The sequence below is a fragment of the Priestia megaterium genome, from assembly GCF_023824195.1.
GTDB lineage: Bacteria > Bacillota > Bacilli > Bacillales > Bacillaceae_H > Priestia > Priestia megaterium_D.
The window spans coordinates 1,083,147-1,106,406 of sequence record NZ_CP085442.1 but is presented as its reverse complement, the minus strand read 5'-3'; the positions used below and the strand labels follow the sequence as shown (position 1 = coordinate 1,106,406).

Genomic DNA, 23,260 nt, shown 5'->3' with positions numbered 1-23,260 from the left:
TAAAAACCAATTTTTTCTTTTATATAATTCTTTTAAGCAGAAATTCTTTGTTTTATTAGATCAGCATTTATCTTTAGTTAAATGATTTATCTACTAACCAATTGATATACTCTCAAAAAGAATCATCACTACTCCATGCTTTTGAATGTGCGACTATTAAAATCATCATATCCTTCAACGATTTCACCTAATAAATCTGTATATATAATTCTTATGGCCCTCAATATTAGGATGTTTATCTTCTTGCTCTTCCACTATGGGTGCCTGACATTTCTTACTTAATAATAACGAGTGCGCATAAAAAAGCCCCTCCAATCTTGGAAGGACTTTTCTCTCAATCAGACATTACTTAACGATTTCTTTTCCACATCGAATACATCTACCAGAAGAAATTTCTACTTTATGTTGCGCCTTAATCTTACACTTTAAAATCTTTTTAAAAAACTCTATCACTTTAAGTTCCCCTTTTACCAGACATTCCAGCTGTCATAGTCATTTGACTTAGACTGTTAGCTTTCCATCCTAATCTTTTGATTTTTGTATAGGAATTTTCACGTGAGTTATTATAGCGATAAAAAATGAAAAAACCATGAAAATATACTAAAAATACACTGAAACTTACAAATAAAGTTAAGGCTGCTAAATTACTAGAACATATCTAAGGAATAATTTTATTTCAATTAATGAACAAAAAATATATTTTAAATTATTTATTTTTGCAAACAAAAGAGCGCAGGAATCAGCGCTCTTTTGTTTCTATATTTTGTTTAAATTCATAAAGTTATCCTCATAGAAACCGCACCTTTTGTCTAATAAAGATAGAACTGCTATACACTCTCTTGCTTGTATATTTCTATGCTGTTTTCGAAATATTTTTTAATAATTTAGATAAGCCGTAACCGATCCCCGTTCCTAAAGTATTTAAAATAACGTCATCTATATCAGTCCACCTATTAGGCATGGACAATTGAACAATTTCAATCAGCAATGAAAATACCATTCCTATTAGGCACGCTTTTGAAAAACTACTTACACTATTGAATTTAAAGGGTAACAAGATACCAAAAGGGACAAACAAAATAATATTCCCCATATTATTTATTATAAAATCGCCAAAAGAGCGATGAAGTAATAAATCTCCAATTGTATAAAAGGGCACAAGATTAATGCCCCCTTGGTCTACACCGATACCCAATGAAGCTTCTGGAAACATCGTTAAACCAATAATAAATAGAATTGAACCTAAAAATAAAGCATTAATTACATTACGCTTAAACATTCCTTGCAATCTCCTATAGCTTTTTTTATGTAGTATTTCTTTGTACTATTTCCCTCTTTCGAGAGGATTAAAGTTAGTCTTTTGATACTCTCTCATTTTCTGCTTATGATAGTTAATTTTGCTCTTTAATTTATTTTTTATTTTCTGGTCCACACAGCCTTCTATTAATAGTTCCAAAAATGCTAATCTAATACGATGCCAGTGATAAAATATTTTAGACGTAAAAAACACGTTATTTCTCCTATAAATTATATTTTAGTTCTTGCCCTTTATGTATATACCCTATGTCTTTTTAGTGAAAATTGAATGAAAGGTAATTTACTTTAATATTATCGGCACTTAGAAGTCATTTTTTATCTCAAGACGAAAAAAGAATAATTTTAAGCCGCCCTTAATTGCTTACTGTTTGTAATTTCTACTGCAATTAATTCCTTTCATCTATCCCAAGTGAAAAGATATCGGTTTTGAAAAAACATGAATGTTACAAAATATAATTATACCTGTAAAAGTGACACAAAGGATTATTATTTGCTTCTATTTAAGATAGATAACTACTATATTCGTTTAACTATTATAAAGGAGGAAGTAACTCAATTGTTATAAAAATATAAGGATAGACAAAATGAAGTAAAGGTTCAGGTGGACAAAGAATAACCTAGCGGGAATTTTATTTTTTGAAGAAAGAATATCTGTATTTTGGCGAAAGTCCTGCCAATATCATACGGAGAAAGCGACTACGGCGCAAGTTCATATATATTACAAAATATAAAAAAGAAGTTTTACAAAATCTTAGTGAACTCATGAGAAGTCTCTGATTTTTATCTTTTTCTAGATTAAGGCATCATTTATTTAGGATCGTTTTTTCTCAGCTTAAAACAGAGGAATTACCCTCTTCTTTACATAAGATAGAAAATAAATTGGTTTAAGCAGCCAAGGTATATACTTAATTTTACTAATCAACAAGAATTCAAACAAAATAAGCCAGTATGCTCCGGCGAATACCGAAACATACTGGCTGTGTAGTTTTTTTCATTGTTTACTTAACAAAAGCAAGACTCTTCTCAAGGGTCTTTTTTTAAACTATTTTGTACCATAATAATAATATTGTTCATCATCTGGCTGCTGCTTTTGGTTAATTATGACTCCAAGAAGCTTGCCTTTTGCGCTTTCTAATATATCTTTCGCTTTTAGGGCAGAGTCTTTTTCTACATGTCCGCTTTTTATAACCAATACAAGCCCATGACATTGATTGGCCAAAATATGAGCATCAGCCACTGGCAACACAGGTGGTGTATCAATGATAACGATGTCATATTGTTTGTACATCTCTTCCAATAACTCTTTCATCGCCTGTGAACCAAGCAACTCTGTCGGATTCGGAGGAATAGGACCGCTTGTTAGCACGTCCAGCGAATCTATTCCCGTAGCTTGAACAGCGGAATGAAGCACCGTTTGCCTCGTTAATACATTGGTTAAACCTGTATGATTTTGCAATTGAAACGTATACTGCACGCTAGGCTTACGTAAATCTGCATCCACCAGCAACACTTTTTTCTTTTGCTGAGCAAAAACAACAGCTAAATTTGCTGCAGTTGTTGATTTCCCTTCTTCTTGAAATGAAGAGGTAACCATAATGGACTGTATATCACGATCTACATTCGAAAACTGAATGTTGGTACGCACCGTTCGATACTGCTCTGTGATAGGAGATTTTGGTTTTTGATGTGAGATTAAGCTGCGCATATGCATTAATTTTTTTGAAACAGATCTTGATTTCTTAAATATTTTAAGCACCACGCGATTCCCCCCTTACTGGTGATGCATAACTAGAGGAAGAAAAATCCTTAAGTTCTTCTTCTTTAATAACAGAAATAACTCCGATAACAGATAGTTGTAAAATACGTTCAACATCTTGTTCATTTTTAATCGTATTGTCTAAGTATTCTAGTAAGAAAGCTAAACCTACGCCAGCCATTAACCCAACAACTACCGCTATTGCAATATTTAAAAACGGCTGCGGTTTAATTGGACTTAAAGCCTCATCAAGCTGCGCTTTAGCTAAAATGCTTACATTATCAATACTCATAATTTTAGGGACTTCTTTTTTAAATACAGCCGCCGTTGTGTTTGCAATTTTCACTGCTAGTCTAGCATTTGTATCTTGTACTACAATATGAGCAACCTGAGAGTCTTGTGAATTAGTCACTTGAATTTGATTGCTTAACTGTTTAGGAGTCATATCTAAGTTTAATTGCTTTGTTACTTCTCCTAAAATCGCTGGACTTTTAATAATATCATTGTACGTTTGAATTAACTGAACATTTGTTTGCAATTCAGATGAATTGTAAAACTGCTCTTTTGATTTTGCTTGATTAACTAGGATCTGGGTATTAGCTTCATATACGGGTGTTAAGACAAAAAAACTGACAACACCGCTGATTGTTGCTGCTATGATTGTAAGCAAAGCTATTAGCCAGAATCTCTTCTTTATAACCCCGAATAATTGTTTTAAATCAATAGATTCTTCCATAACTGACCTCCGAACTTAGTAACCTCTTAAAAACATCTACTTCTCACTATACTTTACAAAGCTATAATTAACTACACTATTTTGTAAAATGGGTGAAATATTAACATTTACCTCTCTATTCCGGTATTTATATCGACATAGTTGATAATTTGTTTACTTTCCAAATGACAAATTTATCTTTATAATTTTTATAAATTTTAATAAATTATCTTGTTACTTTAATTTGGTAAATCAATTTTAAACACTACAAATTTTCTCTTTTGACACGACCGCTATATGATTGAAGTGTAAGATTAGCAAATATATCTAAAAAATATGGAACCTAGATTTAAGCCTTTTAAAATTCAGCTAACTTATTCAGTTAGATTAATGTTATTTTCTATTTCATATTATAATAATCCACATACCAATTTGAAAATTTTTGTAACCCTTCTTCTATTGAAGTCTCCGGCTTGAATCCAACAGCATTTTGCAGCAACTCTGTCGATGCATATGTAGCTGGGACATCCCCTGGCTTAATAGGCTCAAATATTTTCTCAAATAATACCTCTCTGCCTAGAGCTTTACTTAAACATTTTTCCAAAGTTTCAATAAAAACCATTAGTTTCTCTGGATTATTGTTTCCGATATTAAACACTTTATGAGGGGCATTATTTTCTCTAACTGAAGGATTAGGAAGTAAACGTTCAATTCCTTCTACAATATCATCAATATAGGTGAAATCTCTATATAAGTCTCTCTCAAAATCACCGTTGTTGAATATCTTAATTGGCTCATTTGCAAAATACTTATTCGCAAAGCCAAAGTAAGCCATGTCTGGTCGTCCCATTGGTCCGTATACTGTAAAGAATCGAAGTCCTGTAGCTGGAACGTTATATAAGTGGCTATAAGTATGAGCCATTAATTCATTAGATTTCTTAGTTGCTGCATAAAGTGATACTGGATGATCAACGAAATCACTTTCTTCAAATGGAACCTTCTTGTTAGCACCGTAAACAGAGCTTGAAGAAGCATAGACTAAATGATCTACCGGATAGTGCCTGCAAGACTCAAGAATATTGTAGAAACCAATAACATTACTTTGCATATATACATCAGGATTCTCAATTGAATAACGTACACCTGCTTGTGCAGCTAAGTTTACTACAATGTTTGGTGTATACTCTTTAAATACTTTCGTAAGAGCTACCTTATCGGAAATATCTACTTTTAAAAATGTAAATTTCTCATATTGCTCTAACTGTGCTAAGCGAGTATATTTTAGTTTGACATCATAGTAATCATTAACGTTATCAATTCCTACAACTCTACAGCCATCCTCTAATAATTTCTTAGATAAAAAGTAACCAATAAACCCTGCAGCACCTGTAATAAGGTATGTTTTATTAGTGTCTAGTTGATTGTAGCTCACGTTTATTCGTCTCCTTCACGTTTTGTCTTTCTACTGTTTTTCTTCCAATAGAATGGTATTCTACTCCTGATTGCTCCATTTCATCTACACTATAGATGTTTCTTCCATCGTAAACTAATGGGGTTCTCATTAGCTTTTTATACATGCTTGGCGTAACTTCTTTTACTTCCCCCCACTCTGTAAAGATAAAGCAAACATTGGCATCTTTAATTGCTTCTTCAACATTGGACACGTAAGTCATACTTCCTCTTCCATGGCGACCTTCGGGATGTACCTTCGCAAAGTTGTCTGCTCCAATGGGATCAAACGCATAAATATCTGCACCTTGTTCTAATAATAAAGGTATATTTTCAAGAGAAGCAGCTTCGCGCAAATCGTCCGTTCCCGGTTTGAATGTTAAACCTAATACAGCAACTTTTAGACCATTAAATGTAATAAGTCGACGGCTTGCTTTTTTATAAAGAATTGTTTTTTGCTCTTTATTTACATTAATAGCAGCTTGTACTGTTTTTAGCTCGTAACTATTTTGCTTTGCAAGGTAATCTAATGCTTTTGTATCTTTAGGGAAGCATGATCCACCAAATCCAATACCCGCATTTAAAAACTTACTACCAATACGTTCGTCGAAACTCATTCCTTTTGCAACGTCTTGAATATCTGCTCCCACTAATTCACACAGGTTCGCAATATCATTCATGTACGAAATCTTTAATGCCAAGAAGTCATTTGAGGCATACTTAATCATCTCAGCAGATCTTCTGTTTACTGAGACAATTGGAAGGTTAAATGGTTTATAGATATCTTGTAAAAGCTTCTCTGCCCAGTCACTTTCCGTTCCAATAATAACTCGTTCTGCATGTAATGTATCATGCACTGCAGAACCTTGAGCCAGAAATTCTGGGTTTGATGCAACTTCTACTCTCACATCATTAATTAAAAAGTCTTGGATAAATTGCTCTACTTTATCATTTGTACCAACTGGAACTGTGGATTTCACCACGACTAAGCAATCTTTCTCCACCGATTCAGCAATTTGTCGTGCAACAGTTGCAATATAAGAAAGGTTAGCTGATCCGTCTGGTTGTTCTGGAGTTCCTACACCAATAAAGATAGCATCTGCATCTTTATAAGCAGATTGATAATCTATTGTGTAATTAAGATTTCGCAATTCATAATTCTTTATCATCAAATCTTGTAAGTCTGCTTCATAGATTGGTGAAACACCAGACTTCATTAATTTCACCTTGTTTTGATCAATATCTACACAAGTTACTTGATGGCCCATTTCAGCAAAACATACGCCTGCTACTAAGCCAACGTAACCTGTTCCTGCCACAGCTATCTTATACATTATTTCTCCTCCCTTTACTAATTATTAAATATTCGCCCCTAACTTAATCATAATCGTTTGTAAAAAACTTCCTCTTATGCTTTTTATAAGGTTAGTTATCTTTAGAATCTTACCCGCCTTTATTTTTCTTTCTTACTATAATAACTAAACTATTATTGTATATTTTTTCAAAAAGTATTATTTTGTTTTGTACCTGTGAACTTATCTATTGTCACACGATTTGTTTGATTTATACCTTCCCTTTTAAAAACTTTAACTACCGTTAAGATTAATATCTTTATATCTAGCCAAAATGAATGGTTATCAACGTACCAGACATCTAACTCGAACTTTTCTTCCCATGATATAGAGTTACGACCATTTACTTGCGCCCATCCTGTTATACCAGGTTTAACCTCATGTCTTCTAGCTTGATAAACAGTATAAAGTTCTATATACTCCATTAGTAAAGGTCTAGGTCCTACTAAACTAATATCTCCTTTTAAGACATTAAATAACTGCGGAAGTTCATCCAGACTTAATTTCCTTAATAGATTACCAAACTGTGTGATTCTTAGATGGTCAGGCAATAGTATTCCTCTATTATCTCTTTTATCGTTCATTGAACGAAACTTATATACATAGAAGGGTTTAGCATTTATTCCAGGTCTTTCCTGCTTAAAAATAATAGGTGATCCTAATTTAATTTTTATAAGAACTGCCACAATTAAAATAATTGGTGACAGTGCTAAAATCATTAATAATGAAATAAAGAAGTCAAAGAAGCGTTTCAATATTTTTCCCTCCTTAATTCTAAAACTTTATTATCTCTAAATTGATAAAAGATACGAAAATATTATATATATGTTAATAAACTTAGTTTTTCCTTAGCATTTCTTTATAGATTTTGTCTATCCTGTTTACTACTATTTGCTCGGTAAACTTATTAGTAATAATGTTCCTTCCTTGCAAACCAAATTCTTTTGCTAATGTGTCATTTTTAAAGACCCTTTCAATTGCTTCGGCCATCCCTTTTGAGTCCCCATATTCAACTAATATTCCACTACTATTATCACTTACCAATTCTTTAGTCCCAAGTACATTAGTAGCTACAACCGGTTTACAGAAACTCATAGATTCCATAATTATTCTCGGTATACCTTCCTTCTTGGATGTTAGACAAATAATATCCGACATTTTAATTAATGGATACACATTTTTTTGAAAGCCAATTATTTTGACCTCATCTTTTAGATTATAAGCATTAATTTTTTCCTCTATATATCTTCTTAGAGGTCCTTCACCAGCTAGTAAACATACAAACTTCTGTTTGGTATTTTTTTTAAAAAAACTTAAGGCTTTTATTAACATCTCATGGTCTTTTATTGGTTCAAACCTCGCCCCCATAAATATTACCTTAGTATCTATATCAATATTATATTTATTTCTATATTCATCAAGAATAGAATCATTAATATCTTTATTTATAGCATCAAGCTTATTTATATCTATACCATTACCTTCATAAAATACTGGTTTATTTGACGCATACCCTTTTATCTTACTAATATCCTCTTCGTTTTGTGACGCAAGAGCATGAGAGAATTTCGCTCCTAATCTTTCATAAGAACTATATAATTTATATTTGAGCCTAGGTTGACCTTCATAAAAAGGTAGACCATGGCTTGTATGAATAATTAAGGGGATTTTAGCTATAGATGCTGCCATCCTTCCTAGAATTCCTGCTTTAGCTGTATGGGTATGGACTACATCAAATTTTTCTTTTCTAAATAATCTAGATAAGTGAGTAATTGATTTAATATCATCTATTGGATTGATTTTTCGGTTCATATCTATGTACCTAAATTTTATCTTACTATGTTTTATGTATTCTTTATTCAATCCTTCATTAGAAGAAATCAAATAAATTTCATACCCTTTTTCCATCAATAAATCTAATTTATCAACTAAAATTTTATGACTCACAGCTGAGGTACAAACATGTGCAACTTTAATCAATTATTTTCAAACCCCCATCTTTAACATATTTCCTTTTTCTACGAAGAACAATCAAATCCTAAGGGACCTGTTTAATCTTTTTCACAGGTACCCCAGCATATAGACTATTTTTTTCCAATTCACCTTTCACTACTGCTCCTGCTCCTATCACAGTATTATTACCTATACAAGATCCAGAAAGAATCCTCACGCCACATCCTACCCAAATGTTAGTACCTAGAATAATTCTATTCCTATTTACTGGATTATCTCTAATAGTACCTCCTGATAGGTAGTCATGTTCAAAAGTGATTAATGAGCAATTATGAGCAATTGATACATCATCACCTATTATTAAACCGCCGTATCCGTCAATGTAACATAAAGGATGAATACTTATATTGTCTCCTAATGATATATTTTCTAAATTAAAAAAGTAAGAACCTGGTGAAATCATTATATTCTCTCCACAATCTTTGCAAAGAGTCTTAAACAAACTAAACCTTAGTGCAAGACCTAAGGAGCCAGAAGTATTACGAAACATCGATAGGAAAAAATATCTAAATTTCTTAGGAAAGAGCTTAAAGAAAAATGTCATAAAGTTTAGTATTATTTTATATTTTTGTGCTTTGTCTCTGCCCCTCAAAAATCAAACTCCCTTTCCAGTTACATATCTAATAAAATCCTTCTTTATTTTGCCTTTGTTGGTTCCGTAAGAAAACCTCCAAAAAAGCAGCTTCAGAAACCTTACAATAACCGGTGAATATCTGTAATTTTTAAGGACTGGTGGTACATTTGTAGATTTTAATAATAGATTATATAACTCTATTCTTGCTTTATCTTTATTTGAAATTTTACTCATTCTTTGCCTAAAGTTACTTTTCTTTAAAGATGAACTAGTATTATTACTATGGGATCTATATCCCATCAATGGTTGGTGTAAGCAAACAGCATTCGTTTTACTTAATATTAATTGCAAAAGTACAAAGTCCTCTCCCTGAATGAGATGTGGAAACCCACCTACATCTTGGAACAAAGATTTAGACACTAATATGCTGCTGGTAGGTATAGAATGAATCTTGAAATTCCAGTTAAAATCCACCTTTACAGGTGGTTTTGCATACAAATCAAATAACTCTGTCGGCTTATCTTTATCTTCTAAATTATCCATTATTATTTGTAAAGTTTCTTCTCCTTTTACCACAAATCCGTTTGTAAAGGATAACAAATACTCATCTTTACCTTTATTTAAAGATTTAACCTGTAATTCTAACTTTGTAGGTAACCAGATGTCGTCAGCATCCAAAAATGCTATATAATCTCCTTTTGCTAGATCTACGCCCTTATTTCTGGCTGCAGCTGCTCCAGCATTACTTTGAAACACATATTTAACTTTAAGATTATCTGCATTATTTTCTAACCATTCTCTTGTTCCATCCGTTGACCCATCATCTATAATGATTATTTCGTAATTCCTATAAGTTTGCATGTGTATACTTTTTATAGCTTCACTCAGCAACTTACCTGGGTTATAACTTGGAATAACCACACTAATAAAAGGATTAGACACCTTAATTACCTCCTACTAATTCTCTAAATTCAGAAAAGAATTTTACTTTCCTTTTTAGAAGTCTAGTTTCTGTAAAACTTTGCATCATTTTAATCCCTTCTTCAGAAAGTTTGGTCAGTGTATCAGGTGAATTAACTAGTTTTGAAATTGTATTTGCTAACTCTTTATAGTCTCCTACTGGTACAATACATTGTTCAGGTAATACTTCTATTGAGCCTGAGACTTCAGTAGATACAACTGGCAATCCCCTTGCAAGTGATTCTAGTACTACGCGCGGCATTCCCTCAGTTAATGAAGATAAAACAAATAAATCACTTTTATCATACAAAGAAAACAGCTCTTCACCCCAAGGAACAAAACCATGGAAAATGACATTATCTCTAATATTCATTTGCTCGGCTTGTCTTTGTAATTCTTCTCTTAATGGTCCTTTACCTACTAAGTGTAACTCAATGTTATTTATTCCTTTTTCCTTCAATACTTTTATAGCCCTCAATAAAGTTGCTTGGTCTTTATAAGGGCTGAGGTTTCCAACGTTAATTATTTTAAATACATGAGGTGAAGTTCCCCATTCCCTAGCTTCCTTTATAAAGTGGTCTGGAAGTCTTAAATCACTAATTACTGCTGATTGAATAGTATTTTTAGGATAATAGCGTTCGCGAAGAGTTTCAGAAACATAAATACATCCATAACTTTTTTCTAAGTGATTTAAATGCATCTTTTTAAATACACTGGCTATGGTTTTAGGGAAAGGAAGATGTTTAGCTTTCAAAAATCCCGCATGCATAGATTGTTCTCCACGATTTTCTACAATATATGGCTTTTTATATTTTTTCAAAGCACGATATGCTAGCTCAGCTTCAAAACATGGACTATGCAAAATTCCACAGTCCACACTCCTAACAATTTTTTTCACAGTCCTAAACAACCTTGTAATTCCAGATAATTCTTTTTTATGTAAAGCCGAAGAATCTACAAACTTTACATTGGACATAGTCGCTAATTTACAACCTTTAGGTAACTGATCTACTTCTATAATTGGAGCTAGTACGTGAATTTCAGAAAAGTTTTGCAAATATTCTCTCCACATGTCATTGTTATATGAAGTTGTTGTCCAAACTTCCCCTCTATTCATGTAGTATTTTGAGCTTATTGCAAAAATTGTCTTCATATTGCTTCTCCTTTTCTTCTCGTCTTTAATTTTAATAATACAATCAGAGGAATTACGGTAACTACGTATTTAGATAAATGCCAAAGAATTAATCTAGAATCTTGGAGTAAAACTTCCGAACCGAAAGTAGCTATTAACCCTGCTAAAACAGGGGTAATGTATCCTAAACTTCTAGCTTTAATTATTTTATCTAAAACGCCTAAAATATATCCTCCTACAATGGCCATAAGCCATACTCCCATTATGCCAAAATTAACATAAGATTCCGCCCAAAATCCTCCTATTTTGGCAGCACTAGGATGATAGGCTTTATAGTACCCTCTTCCTGATTCAGCATCATGAGAGAGTTCAATCATCCCTGGTGGCTTATTCTTTACAATCCATTTTGGAAACATTGTGAGAATGGCATCTAAATATGTTTTTCCATACTGATAATCAATATTTCCTCCTGGCTGTACTTCTTGATAATATAACATCCAAATATAATATCTTCCTAAATCAGTAGCTAGAGTATAAGTAGGTGTTAACTGACTATATTGCTCTTGTATTTGAGATCTATAGTTAGAATCTAAAACATATTGACTATCATAACCCGTATACTTATACAACTTGTATTGAGTAAGTAATGGTATCAACAGAACAATTATTATTAAAATTTTAGACATATTTATCTTTGCTACATGAGTTGAATATATATGCAATCCCCAAAAAGCATATATTAAGATAAAAAATCTACTTCCCCTTTCTAAATTAAAATAGGAAATTAAAAATATTATGATTATTAATGAAATAAAACATAATACTTGATGCTTTTTTTTATCTTTTATTCCTTTTTTTATTAGTTTTTTTATAACTCCATAATAAACCAAAAGTAGTCCTACACTAAAGAAATCTTTTAATACGAATAACGTACCCGCTATAAGGGGTATTCCTCCGGCAATCATGATAGCTATATTAGCACACATGCCTGTAAGGATATAGAATATCCCTATATTAATGAATTTATTAATAGGTTCTTTTTCATAACTATGTTTAATATAGTGAGATTTCTTTTTTACTAGTAAGGATCCTAAATAAAAGAGAGGAATTATCGGTACACAAGTCCAAGCTATATAAGAAATCAATTCTGTCATGTCATACGGCAAATTTTTAGCAATAGGTCTCCCTGTGATTAAATGATATAAAGGAGAGTAGATAAAAACTAAAAGAGCAGTGTAAGTAAATATAGACCAAACATCAAAGGGTGGCCGTTTGCCTACTATGATTAACGAAAGCCTTGGGACAAGAAAGATGAAAGTAATTATAATAGGAATAATTATAAGAATATTATTGTAATTATTCCCTATAATATAAAATACACTAACAGAAAGAATTACAAGCATTAATAAAGGTGCTAATAAATACTCAGACGGTACCTTTGAATATCTAACTGATGTGTTTATTTTGTTCATATATTTTACCACTCGCCTTTAATTTATTTGCCCTAATAATAATAACTACTCTTCCTATAGCTGCTATTAATGAAGAAAGTAATATTGAAAAAGCTGCTCCGTTGAGACCCATTAAAGGTATTAGTTTCCAACTACTTATTACACTACTAATCAACATTATAATTAACATAGGTACTTCAAATTTATATGTTCTTGATGCAATAGTAGCATATCCTATGAATTCTGCTGGATAGCGTATAATGGTGGCACTCATTAATAATGTTAACAATATAGAATAATGACTATACTCGCTACCATAAAAGATTGTTAATATATCACTCCCTAACAAACTAGTTAATATTGTAGTGAGAACTCCTATTAATAAACCAAACAGAACCATAGAGATTAGTAATTTATTAAACTTTTTATTACTTGTTGAGATATTATAATAAGTCGCCATTCTAGAACTTAACGTTTGACCCACAGCACCAATAAATGTATTACCTATCATCATTAAATATGCACATGCAGTAAAATAACCTAAAGCAGTTTCATCAAAATAGTAAGTTACGAAATATCTAGTTATATTAGTATTAAAAGAATACAGAAGAGAGATCAAACCTAAAGGAAGAGCTAACATCCATAGGTTCTTCATATTATGAAATTTAATATTCATTAACCCTTTGAATAGCTGAGTCGTTCTTTCAAGATTACTTCTAGGTAAATCATAAAGGTATAGTACTAAAAACCAAGAAATAACAATTCCTAGAGTTGCAAGAACTAATTCTCTTGTTATATAGAAAATGATACTGAAAAAAAATAGGGATACTATACCTTTTAAACAATTAGATACCCCTACTAGTACAAGTTTCTCCTCTCTTTGCATCTTACCATATACAATTTCCCCTAACGTTTGTAAAAATTTAGCTATTGAGTATAATAAAACTAACAATACCATTTCAGAAGGTTTATTTAATACACATAAAACAGTTACTACCAGAGCTATAGTAGCATTAACAAGACATAGAGACATATAATCAATAAATTTGTATTTTTTATCTCTATCAGTTACATACATACTTCTTAATTGCATAGAAAAAAACATATATATTGGACCTGTAATAGCTACAGCTAAACCAAATTCCCCTACTTCTCGAGGAGACCCTAGTTTTGCTAGTACTACAATTATTAAGAATTGTGATGCCATGAAGACTGTGGATCCTAAGAAAATACCAAAAACTTTCCTTATTAAAAAATTTAATTTTCCATTCATTTAATCATCCTTATTTAATCATTACTTAAAACTTTAACGGGATATTATGTATAAATATCAATTATTAAATTATTTTGCTCTAAACAGGAGAAATAATTTGAGTACTCTTTATAGTATTAAGCATTATAAAAAATCTAATTTCAAACAGGAAATTACAACTACTTAGATATTATATTTAAGAGATATTATACATTACGCTTTAACCTTAAATCCTACAATGGAAAACTTTCCTTATTGCACCCACAACTGTCTAATAATCCTTACTATTCTTCTTAAATCGTCTAAGGTCATTTTGGTATCACTAGGTATACACAAACCATTTTTAAATAACTTCTCTGCAATACCTTCACCAACAAAATCGTATTTTTCAAAGAAGGGTTGCATATGCATTGGTTTCCATACAGGTCTTGACTCAATATTCTCTTTCTCTAATGCTTCCATGACATCAATAGGTCTTACTGGACCATTTAAAGTTACGCTGCTTAACCAATAGTTCGGTTCATCCCATTCATTGCTAGGCATAAACTCAATTCCTTCGAGTTCACTTAAATGTTCTTTATAAAAAGAGAAAATCTCTCTTTTTTTCTCTACTCGTTGATCTAACACCTTTAACTGACCTCGGCCGATCCCTGCAACAACATTACTCATACGATAGTTGAACCCTAATTCACTATGCTGATAATGTCTTGCTTGGTCACGGCTCTGTGTAGCCCAGAAACGAGCTTTTGAGATTTTTTCTTCGTTATTCGAGACAAGCATTCCCCCGCCAGAAGTTGTAATAATTTTATTACCATTAAAAGAGAAAATACCATAGTCTCCGAAAGTACCTGTATGCTTTCCTTTATAGTAAGTTCCTAGACTTTCAGCTGCATCTTCAATTAAGGGGATATTATGTTTTGTACAAATCTCTGTAATTTTATCCATATCAGCCGATAGTCCATAAAGGTGCACAACAATAACGGCTTTTACATTAGGATACTTTGTAAAAGCTTCTTCTAATGCTTTCGGACACATATTCCATGTTTCTTCATTACTATCAATAAAAACAGGAGTAGCATTTTGATAGATTATTGGATTTGCTGTAGCTGAGAAAGTAAGCGTTGGACAAAAAACAATATCACCCGCTTCTACCCCTGCTGCTTTTAAAGCTAAGTGGATGGCTGCTGTTCCTGAAGACAAAGCTGCTGCTGATTTTGAACCCACTGTAGCTGCTAACTCTTCTTCAAACTTGTTCACATTCTCTCCAAGAGGAGCAATCCAGTTTGTATCAAAAGCTTCTTTCACGTATTCCATTTCATATCCTTCTTCACTCATATGAGGAGATGAAAGAAAAATTCTATCTTGCATATTAAGGACTTCCTTCCTTTGTAAGGTGTTTTCTATTTCGCTTGAGGATATTGTGATTAATAAAAATTATTTCTTTATAACTGCAGGTACACCTGCGACTAAAACATTGCTCGGTACATCTTTAGTCACAACTGCTCCTGCTGCTATGACTGAGTCACAACCAATATTAATATTATTTATAATAGTAGCTCCAATACAAATCCACGTGCGCTCCCCAATTTTTACCGTGCCACCAAGGTATGCACCAGGAGACGTATGAACACCCCGGTGTAATATACAGTCATGGTCAATCGTAGAAGCTGTATTAATAATACAGCTTCTACCAATTCTTGCATCCGTATTTATTACTGCTCCTGCCATTATTACGGTTCCTTCTCCTATAGAGCTTTTTGCACTCACTATACTAGAGGGGTGGATAAGGATTGGTATTTTGAAACCATGATGACTTAATTTTTCTGTCCACTTAAGCCTAGCAGTATTGCTACCGATAGCTACAAATGCGTATTCATATTCGCTCCTTAATGCAGGTAAGTCAGCTAACTTACCTGCTATAGAAATCCCTAATACTTCTGAAATATCTTCTCTATCATCTAGAAAAGCGATCTCTTCCCACTGTTTCATGAGTTGAGCAATTTCAGATACTACTTTCCCATGACCGCCTGCACCTAAGATTAATAGTTTCGCCACAGTATCCTACTCCTTATTTTATTAAAGATGAAACCACTTTCTTCTATAATAGAAAACAATCTAATTCATACTATGCGCAAGCAAATTTTCACGATCGTTCGCCAAGTTCAACACATAGTCTCTCGTATACTCCGTATCATAAACTTCATAATTATTAACCAACGTGGTAACCCGAGAAAAATCTACTTCTACCGATTTTCCAATAAAAATCTTAGGAAAAATCGCCTCATTATGTACTTCATCTTTCCCTAGAAGCTCTTCATACATTTTCTCTCCAGGTCGAATTCCCGCATACTTAATTCCAATCTCTTCTTCCGTATAACCGGAAAGCTCAATAAGATTCTTCGCTAGGTCCACAATTTTAACAGGTTCGCCCATATCTAACACAAAAATTTCTCCGCCACGAGCAAGCGTTCCGGCTTGCATAACTAGTCTAGAAGCCTCTGGAATAGTCATAAAATATCTAGTCATGTCCGGATGGGTAACTGTAAGAGGCCCACCTGTTTGAATTTGCTTTTTGAATAAGGGAATTACACTACCACGACTCCCTAGAACATTCCCAAAACGAACAGCTACAAACTTTGTCTGACTATGCTTATTTAATTCTTGAATTACCATTTCTGCAATTCGCTTAGTAGAACCCATAACATTTGTAGGATTAACAGCTTTATCTGACGAAATCAACACAAAGTTACGGACTGAAAATGTATCAGCTGCCTCTGCTACATTCTTTGTACCAATTACATTATTTTTTACAGCTTCCTTAGGATTATATTCCATTAGGGGGACATGCTTATGAGCTGCAGCATGGTAAACTACATCTGGTCTATATGTCTCCATCACTTCAAAGATACGGTCTCTATCTTGGATATCAGCAATGATAGGGATAATTTTAATATCTTTTTGATAACTTTGACGTAGTTCCATATCAATGGTATAGATACTGTTCTCACCATGACCTAACAAAATAATTTTACTAGGGTTAAATTTACAAATTTGACGACAGATTTCAGAACCAATTGATCCTCCAGCTCCCGTCACCAAGATTGTTTTACCACCTATGTTTTCTAAGATTCCATCGCGGTCAAGTTCCACAGGTTCTCTTCCTAATAAATCTTCAACTTTCACATCTTTTAATTGATTGACCGATACCTTCCCTAGCATGATATCTTCAATCTTCGGCATACTTTGTGTTTTAGCCCCAGTTTTTGAGCATTCACTGTATATTTCTTTTAATTCACTTGTTTTTAAAGACGGAATAGCAATAATAATATAATCAATGTTGAACTGTTTAACAGCTTCCTGTATGACTTCTTTACCGCCTAACACAGGCAATCCCATAATCTCTAATTTATGTTTTTTAATATCATCATCTACAAACGCTACAGGATGAAGCTTGCTTTCATGATTTGTTTTTAACTGCCTTGCAATCATTGTTCCCGCTGAGCCAGCTCCTATGATTAATGTACGCTTATAATCCGCCACGTTTTGTTTTTTGAAATATGCATTTCGAAAAATAATCCATACATAACGGGACCCACCGATTAATAAAATATGTAAGATCCAAGCAATAAACAATGTTCTAAAATAAACATCTTGGAAGAACCCTAATTGTATAATGGCAGTAATTACGATAGAGATCGTGACAGATTTAAAAATGGCCCACAGTTCACCGACACTTGCATATTCCCATGCTTTTTTATATAAATGAAATGCATTTGCTAGGACATGATGTGCTACAAATAAGCTGACGGAACTAACTAACAACGTCTTTGTTGTAAAAAAATGGAAATAAGGGTGTAAAATAAAATAACTTGCATACACCGATCCTAATACAATAATAGAATCCAGCAGCATTAAAAGAGACATTCTCTTCTTATAATTCAAGTTCCATCACCTTTCTTACTTTTTATTCTTTAATTGCACTTTAAAATTGAAGAATCATTTGCTGTCATTTAATCTAATATCATTAATTAGATTCTCCTTTCTTGTCTTAATTGTTTGATTAATTATTTTTTGTATGTAAAACAACTGCTCTAAAGTTGAATCCTGCTTGATATATCTAACTGTCTTCTTCACTGCTTTTGGCAAAGTATCAAATTCATTCATGCTCATCTGATCACTCTTTTCCACAAATAATTTATACGTATTTAAGAGACAAGTATGGAATCTACTTGTCTCTTAAATACGTATAATAAAAGAAGGGCATCCAACCCACCCTCACACCGCACTATTGACAACTGATGTGTCTAAGGTGCCTTTTCTTATTCACCCACAGTGTAGCCGAGTACCTCCATTGATAGTGGTCAGGAGGTATCACCATTACGTTCATTTTGCACTGCAAAGACTAATTTACTTTCTGTACGCTCATTCGATTTAATCAGAGCACTTTATATCCGATTTAAGAAAGACAGTGAAAAATGAGTAACTTAGACTCAAGCAGTTACTCCTATTTCCTATTAACCTCTTAATTCATGCATTAAAAATACATGTTTAAAACTAGAAAATACAGTTAAATAATTACACCAATAGGTGCTAATAGAATCAACAACTGTTTAAAAATTGGATTTTATTAATACTTTAGAATTATCACGAAATCAATATTATCATATAGAATTTTTGTTGGATATGAGTTTTTTTGTCGAATATTGTCATCTGTATTCTAAAAAGCATCAAATGACTTAAAAAGCTCCTCAAAAGATGGTTTTTCGACTTTAGTTGTTTTGACCTATTTAATACTCTTAATAGTAAATTAGTAACATTCAAACAAACGTCGGCTCTAAACAAAGATATTAAAATCCCCTTTAAGATTTCACTTATATAAAAAGAAAAAGCTTATAAAAAAATTTTCTTTTATGAAGTATGCCCTAGAAAATAACTTGCATTTTGGACCTTTTTCTCTTACTATATGTGAATAGTCTAATGAAGAAGGAATTTTTTGTATGATAAAAAAAATAGTAGTTTTATTAATGATGTTAAGCATTGCACATTTCTCCCATACCCCCCACTTATTAATTACAGACGCTAGCACGTGGCGAAATTCATCTGTATGGAATCATCATGCAACGTTATGGGACATTTTGAAACCTGGCAGTGATTTTTATGACGCTTATTCCTATGGGTTTGATTTAGAATTTATTTTGCGTAAACTGGCTCATATTTCATTTTTCGGTATACTGGCTCTATTATTTTATTGGAATTTAAAAGAAATACGGGGACGTTTTTTAAAAGCATGGCTTCTACTAGCCGCTTTTGCTTTTTTAGATGAGATTCATCAAGCATTTATTATTGGCCGTGATGGACGTATTGCTGATGTAATGATTGATTCATTTGGAGGAGCTCTATTTTTATTTTTCTTGTATAACTTTAGAAATAAAAAAACGAGTAAAGTCTCCAATTTAAATTGAAGCTATTCCTCTTAAAACCCCTTGAGTGAAAGACGTGTTCAAGGGGTTTTAAATTTAACTTTATCTTGGTCTTGCTTACTGACTAATCAGCAATAGATGAATATGAACGTCCATTTCCAATATGATTTCTCAATTATCATGGATTATCCGCACTAAAACTTCACACTAAATTAATTTTATAAAGTTGATGATCCATTTCCATTTTATGATAATATTACTGTATCTATTTTAGTAGATACTGAATTCATACATACATTTATCGCTGTTTTATAATTAATAAATCAATTGTAAGGAGATGAAACTTTGAAAAAGAAGCTTGCACTTTATCTGCCGCTCACTCTTTTATTAATCGGGATTATTTATGTAGTTACTAATAAGCCTAATAAACCCTCTACCATACAAAAAACTAGCACCAGTCAGATTTATGAAGCTGAAAAATCTATATTAAACGGAGCAAAAACAAGCAAAGAAGTTAGCGGTTATTCAGGCGATGGTTACGTAACTAATTTTCATAAAAAAGATGATTCTGCTATTTTTATTATCGATGCACCTCGAGAAGGTTTGTATAAATTAGCTATACGCTATAGAGTTTCAAGCGGAAATGGAGAAAAACACGCTGCGGTAAATTTAAATAGTGAACCCTCTGTACAAATAATATTAAAAGAATCTGATAAATTTAAAGAATTGAATGTGGGGAAAGTACTGTTACATAAAGGAAAAAACACTATAAAAATAAGATCCGGATGGGGTTATTACGATTTAGATTACATTAAACTTACTCATGATACAGCATCCAATACTTCCGCACGCAAAAATAACAAAGCTTCGATTAACAAAGAACCTGTAAATCAACATGCAACAAAAGAGACTAAATCATTAATGAATTTTCTTGTAGATCAATACGGAAAGAAAATTTTATCTGGCCAACAGGATATGTCTGGTGTTCAATGGCTAAATAATAATATCGGCAAGAAGCCTGCCGTTGCAGGGTTTGATTTTACTGATTATTCTCCGTCTAAAGTTGCTTACGGCCGTCAATCAAATCAAGTAGAAGAAGCAATTAAATGGCATGAGCAAGGAGGAATTGTTACATTTTCATGGCATTGGAACGCTCCTAAAGATCTTATTAAACAACCTGGAAAAGAATGGTACAAAGGATCCTATAAAAGTGCAACGACCTTTGACCTTCAATATGCTATGAATCATAAAGACTCTGAAGATTACCGCTTGCTTTTACGGGATATCGATGCAATTGCTGTACAGTTAAAAAGACTGCAAGATGCTAAAGTTCCAATCCTATTTAGACCGTTGCACGAAGCCGAAGGAGGATGGTTTTGGTGGGGCGCCAAAGGTTCTGAACCAGCAAAACAGCTATACAAACTGATGTATGACCGCTTAACTTACTATCACAAAATTAATAATATTATTTGGGTATGGAATTCTGTATCTGAAGATTGGTATCCCGGTGATAGATATGTAGATATTGTCAGTTATGATTCCTATCCTAAAGCCGGAAACTACAATGCGATAAGTTTACAATATGATCGCTTGAATTCACTTGTAAACAACAAAAAGCTTGTAAGCTTATCAGAAAATGGACCGATTCCTGATCCAACTGATTTGAAGGATTATCATATCTCATGGAGTTGGTTTCTTACATGGAAAGATGAATACTTGAAAGATGGTATTATAAATAGCCGAGAGCATTTATTGAGGGTTTATAATAGCCCTTATGTCATTACACTTGACGAACTTCCCAACCTTCAAACTTATAAATAGCTATATAAGAACATCCCCATTAATAGTTTAATGGGGATGTTCTATGTAACCTTCATTATAATTTTCTATTCTCTGATCCATCCGTCTTTTATTTCTAAATTTTTAACTATTTTTGCTGGGGAACCGGCTACTAGGACATTAGGTGGTACATCTTTATTTACTACACTTCCAGCTGCAACAACAGAATTTTCGCCAATTGTTACACCGCTCAAGATTGAACAGGCCCGTCCAATCCAGACATTATTTTCAATTACTACTTGCTCACTCTTTAAAGAATCATTAGAATCTACAAGATGATAGTTACTGTCGATTATATTTGTCAACGGACCTATCTTTACATTATCCCCGATTCTAACTAATCTAGCACAACCTATATCTACCCCGTAATTAATAAACACATTATTTCCAAATACTATTTTCGATTCTTTGTTCTCGGTATTCAGGCTTACTTTTATGGGGCGCCCCGTAATTGATAAGTTGTGCCCTGCTACAATCTGGCCTTGAGATTTTACTGAACAGCCCCCTCTTAATCGTGGCAACTTACCTGATTTTGAAAGCTTTAGTTTTAACAAACTTCCCTTAGTTACTGCAAATGCTTTGTCTACAACTGACATTCAACACAACTTCCTTCCCATTATTATCAAATATCTTCAAAATACTACATTATTGGTCACAAAGGAAGTACTTTAGGATAAATAGGTATATATTTACTAAGAAACCTTATTTAAGAAGAGACTTTTCTATTTATAATTTCGTTTCATATTCTCGTTAAATATATTTTTATTACTTGCTTGATTAATAAACAGATTATCAGACAAATTTTTCTAGTATAAATTAATGAATTTATTGTATATTGTCTAAAAATTGTGCTATCCGCTTAAAGCGTTCTAATGATTATAAATAATTTCTTTAGAGGTAGGAATCATTTATCTTAATGACGAGTCTCTTTTCCTTTATCTTTTAAGAATGCTGTAGATGTTCATGCGGTTCGGTCCCGAGCCAAGCTCGCCTCTCATGCCTCCTGTTCCAAATTCCAGCTGTTTATAAAACGCATCTTCTCGTTCACGTTCCGTCATGTCATTCATTTGTTTTTTTAATTCACTTTGTAATTCATTATGATTGATCCATTTATTCCATTCGTTGTTCCACGTCCCGTTCATCTCTCCTGTCTTGTGTTTATCTATTAGTATTGTGAACGGTTTATATGAACTAGATATGAATTTCACCAGAGACCTTTGTATCAAAATGATTTTAAAGTTAAAAATATTTTTCTTGATAAAGAACATTTTTTAGTAGAAATACGTACTGAATAAGTGTATATGCATTATAATGAACAAAAGACATAAGAAAAGGACGGGCTGAATGTGGTAGGAGCCAAAATTAAAAGTTTGCGATTAAAAAAAGGATATTCCATTACACGACTAGCTGAAAAAGCCAAAATTTCAAAATCATATTTATCTCATTTAGAAAAAGGGCTAAACAATAACCCTTCTCTTCACATGCTTAATAAAATTGCGTCTTCTCTTAATACAACGGTTGATGAATTAATTGAAGCTGAAATTAGTCATCCTGTATTATCTTCAAAACCACTTATTAACAAAGAATGGCTTTACTTAATTGAGCAAGCAATTAAAGACGGCATGACCAAAGAAGAGTTTGTGGAATTTCAATGTTATTTAAAGTTCCGCAAAATGAATGACCGCACAAATTGACTAAAATTTACCAGGTTTTTTAACTTTATTATGAATATCGACCTGTTTCGACATTTTTTATTAATAGTATTTTATACAATAGCCCTAATCTACAAATTTGATAACTATTACAAATTATTCAGATAGGGGCAAATAGTGACGCAAAGCTTCAGATCTAAGGCCGCTTCCGGCTATGATGGCTGGGTTCCCTGGTAAAGGGCGGATGAACCGTAATGAAGAAGGAAAATATACTGTTAATTGATCATGAATGGATTAGCCTGATGCAAGCAGCTCGTACACTAGGGCTGACGGTGGAAGAGGTCCGGAAATTTTTATCGGAATTCAAGCGTAATTGAA

Annotated in this window: 21 protein-coding genes and 1 riboswitch; of the genes, 4 read left to right on the top strand and 17 right to left on the bottom strand. The window is 32.7% G+C overall.

Going from position 1 to position 23,260, the window contains the following annotated elements; all coding sequences use genetic code 11:
• Positions 1–853: 853 nt before the first annotated feature.
• The 15 genes from LIS78_RS05685 to LIS78_RS05615 form a co-directional block, all read right to left on the bottom strand.
• Positions 854–1,279 carry a VanZ family protein gene (locus LIS78_RS05685; protein WP_098792469.1) on the bottom strand — a complete coding sequence of 142 codons (426 nt, stop codon included), beginning with the start codon at positions 1,277–1,279 and terminating at the stop codon, positions 854–856.
• A 1,080-nt stretch (positions 1,280–2,359) separates the two neighbouring features.
• Positions 2,360–3,028, bottom strand: a complete 669-nt coding sequence (locus tag LIS78_RS05680; protein ID WP_286676962.1) for a CpsD/CapB family tyrosine-protein kinase — start codon at positions 3,026–3,028, stop codon at positions 2,360–2,362.
• A 37-nt stretch (positions 3,029–3,065) separates the two neighbouring features.
• A complete protein-coding gene (locus LIS78_RS05675) occupies positions 3,066–3,809 on the bottom strand; it encodes a YveK family protein (RefSeq protein WP_252284794.1) in 744 nt (247 codons plus the stop codon).
• A gap of 379 nt (positions 3,810–4,188) precedes the next feature.
• Entirely contained in the window at positions 4,189–5,220 is a 1,032-nt protein-coding gene (locus LIS78_RS05670; RefSeq protein ID WP_252284793.1) for a GDP-mannose 4,6-dehydratase, read from the bottom strand.
• A complete protein-coding gene (locus LIS78_RS05665; protein WP_252284792.1) occupies positions 5,195–6,571 on the bottom strand; it encodes a UDP-glucose dehydrogenase family protein in 1,377 nt (458 codons plus the stop codon). Before LIS78_RS05665 ends, LIS78_RS05670 begins: the two co-directional genes overlap by 26 nt.
• A gap of 167 nt (positions 6,572–6,738) precedes the next feature.
• Complete coding sequence (locus tag LIS78_RS05660; protein ID WP_286676947.1) at positions 6,739–7,344, bottom strand: sugar transferase; 606 nt, start codon at positions 7,342–7,344, stop codon at positions 6,739–6,741.
• Positions 7,345–7,426: 82 nt separating this feature from the next.
• Positions 7,427–8,569, bottom strand: coding sequence for a glycosyltransferase family 4 protein (locus tag LIS78_RS05655; protein WP_252284791.1), 1,143 nt, complete (start codon positions 8,567–8,569; stop codon positions 7,427–7,429).
• Positions 8,570–8,627: 58 nt separating this feature from the next.
• On the bottom strand, positions 8,628–9,005 hold the full coding sequence (locus tag LIS78_RS05650) for an acyltransferase (RefSeq protein WP_252284790.1): 378 nt from the start codon (positions 9,003–9,005) through the stop codon (positions 8,628–8,630).
• Between the two features lie 192 nt (positions 9,006–9,197).
• A complete protein-coding gene (locus tag LIS78_RS05645) occupies positions 9,198–10,118 on the bottom strand; it encodes a glycosyltransferase family 2 protein (RefSeq protein WP_252284789.1) in 921 nt (306 codons plus the stop codon).
• A 1-nt stretch (position 10,119) separates the two neighbouring features.
• Positions 10,120–11,289, bottom strand: coding sequence for a glycosyltransferase (locus tag LIS78_RS05640; RefSeq protein ID WP_252284788.1), 1,170 nt, complete (start codon positions 11,287–11,289; stop codon positions 10,120–10,122).
• Positions 11,286–12,740: a hypothetical protein gene (locus tag LIS78_RS05635; RefSeq protein WP_252284787.1), complete on the bottom strand. Its 1,455-nt coding sequence runs from the start codon at positions 12,738–12,740 to the stop codon at positions 11,286–11,288. The genes LIS78_RS05640 and LIS78_RS05635 overlap by 4 nt, the downstream gene beginning before the upstream one ends.
• The gene (locus tag LIS78_RS05630) at positions 12,715–13,992 is read right to left on the bottom strand and encodes an oligosaccharide flippase family protein (protein WP_252284786.1); all 1,278 of its coding nucleotides are present in this window, start codon (positions 13,990–13,992) and stop codon (positions 12,715–12,717) included. The genes LIS78_RS05635 and LIS78_RS05630 overlap by 26 nt, the downstream gene beginning before the upstream one ends.
• Before the next feature lie 231 nt (positions 13,993–14,223).
• Entirely contained in the window at positions 14,224–15,339 is a 1,116-nt protein-coding gene (locus LIS78_RS05625) for a DegT/DnrJ/EryC1/StrS family aminotransferase (RefSeq protein ID WP_252284785.1), read from the bottom strand.
• 66 nt (positions 15,340–15,405) lie between these two features.
• Positions 15,406–16,026 (bottom strand): acetyltransferase, encoded by a 621-nt coding sequence (locus LIS78_RS05620; protein WP_252284784.1) that lies wholly within the window; start codon positions 16,024–16,026, stop codon positions 15,406–15,408.
• 60 nt (positions 16,027–16,086) lie between these two features.
• Complete coding sequence (locus LIS78_RS05615; RefSeq protein WP_286676946.1) at positions 16,087–17,913, bottom strand: polysaccharide biosynthesis protein; 1,827 nt, start codon at positions 17,911–17,913, stop codon at positions 16,087–16,089.
• Between the two features lie 1,055 nt (positions 17,914–18,968).
• Between LIS78_RS05615 and LIS78_RS05610 the strand changes: the two genes are divergently transcribed.
• The gene (locus LIS78_RS05610) at positions 18,969–19,433 is read left to right on the top strand and encodes a VanZ family protein (RefSeq protein ID WP_252284783.1); all 465 of its coding nucleotides are present in this window, start codon (positions 18,969–18,971) and stop codon (positions 19,431–19,433) included.
• 303 nt (positions 19,434–19,736) lie between these two features.
• Positions 19,737–21,212 carry a glycosyl hydrolase gene (locus tag LIS78_RS05605; RefSeq protein WP_252284782.1) on the top strand — a complete coding sequence of 492 codons (1,476 nt, stop codon included), beginning with the start codon at positions 19,737–19,739 and terminating at the stop codon, positions 21,210–21,212.
• Between the two features lie 65 nt (positions 21,213–21,277).
• On the opposite strand, the gene LIS78_RS31275 is transcribed toward LIS78_RS05605, so the two are convergent.
• Both LIS78_RS31275 and LIS78_RS05595 read right to left on the bottom strand, forming a co-directional pair.
• Positions 21,278–21,826, bottom strand: a complete 549-nt coding sequence (locus LIS78_RS31275) for an acyltransferase (RefSeq protein ID WP_286676945.1) — start codon at positions 21,824–21,826, stop codon at positions 21,278–21,280.
• 339 nt (positions 21,827–22,165) lie between these two features.
• Complete coding sequence (locus tag LIS78_RS05595) at positions 22,166–22,372, bottom strand: hypothetical protein (RefSeq protein WP_286676944.1); 207 nt, start codon at positions 22,370–22,372, stop codon at positions 22,166–22,168.
• A 204-nt stretch (positions 22,373–22,576) separates the two neighbouring features.
• On the opposite strand from LIS78_RS05595, the gene LIS78_RS05590 reads away from it, so the two are divergent.
• Positions 22,577–22,924 (top strand): XRE family transcriptional regulator, encoded by a 348-nt coding sequence (locus LIS78_RS05590; RefSeq protein ID WP_252284781.1) that lies wholly within the window; start codon positions 22,577–22,579, stop codon positions 22,922–22,924.
• Positions 22,925–23,041: 117 nt separating this feature from the next.
• Positions 23,042–23,116, top strand: a riboswitch (cyclic di-GMP riboswitch).
• A 20-nt stretch (positions 23,117–23,136) separates the two neighbouring features.
• Positions 23,137–23,259 (top strand): DNA-binding anti-repressor SinI, encoded by a 123-nt coding sequence (sinI, locus tag LIS78_RS05585; RefSeq protein WP_252284780.1) that lies wholly within the window; start codon positions 23,137–23,139, stop codon positions 23,257–23,259.
• Position 23,260: the final 1 nt, after the last annotated feature.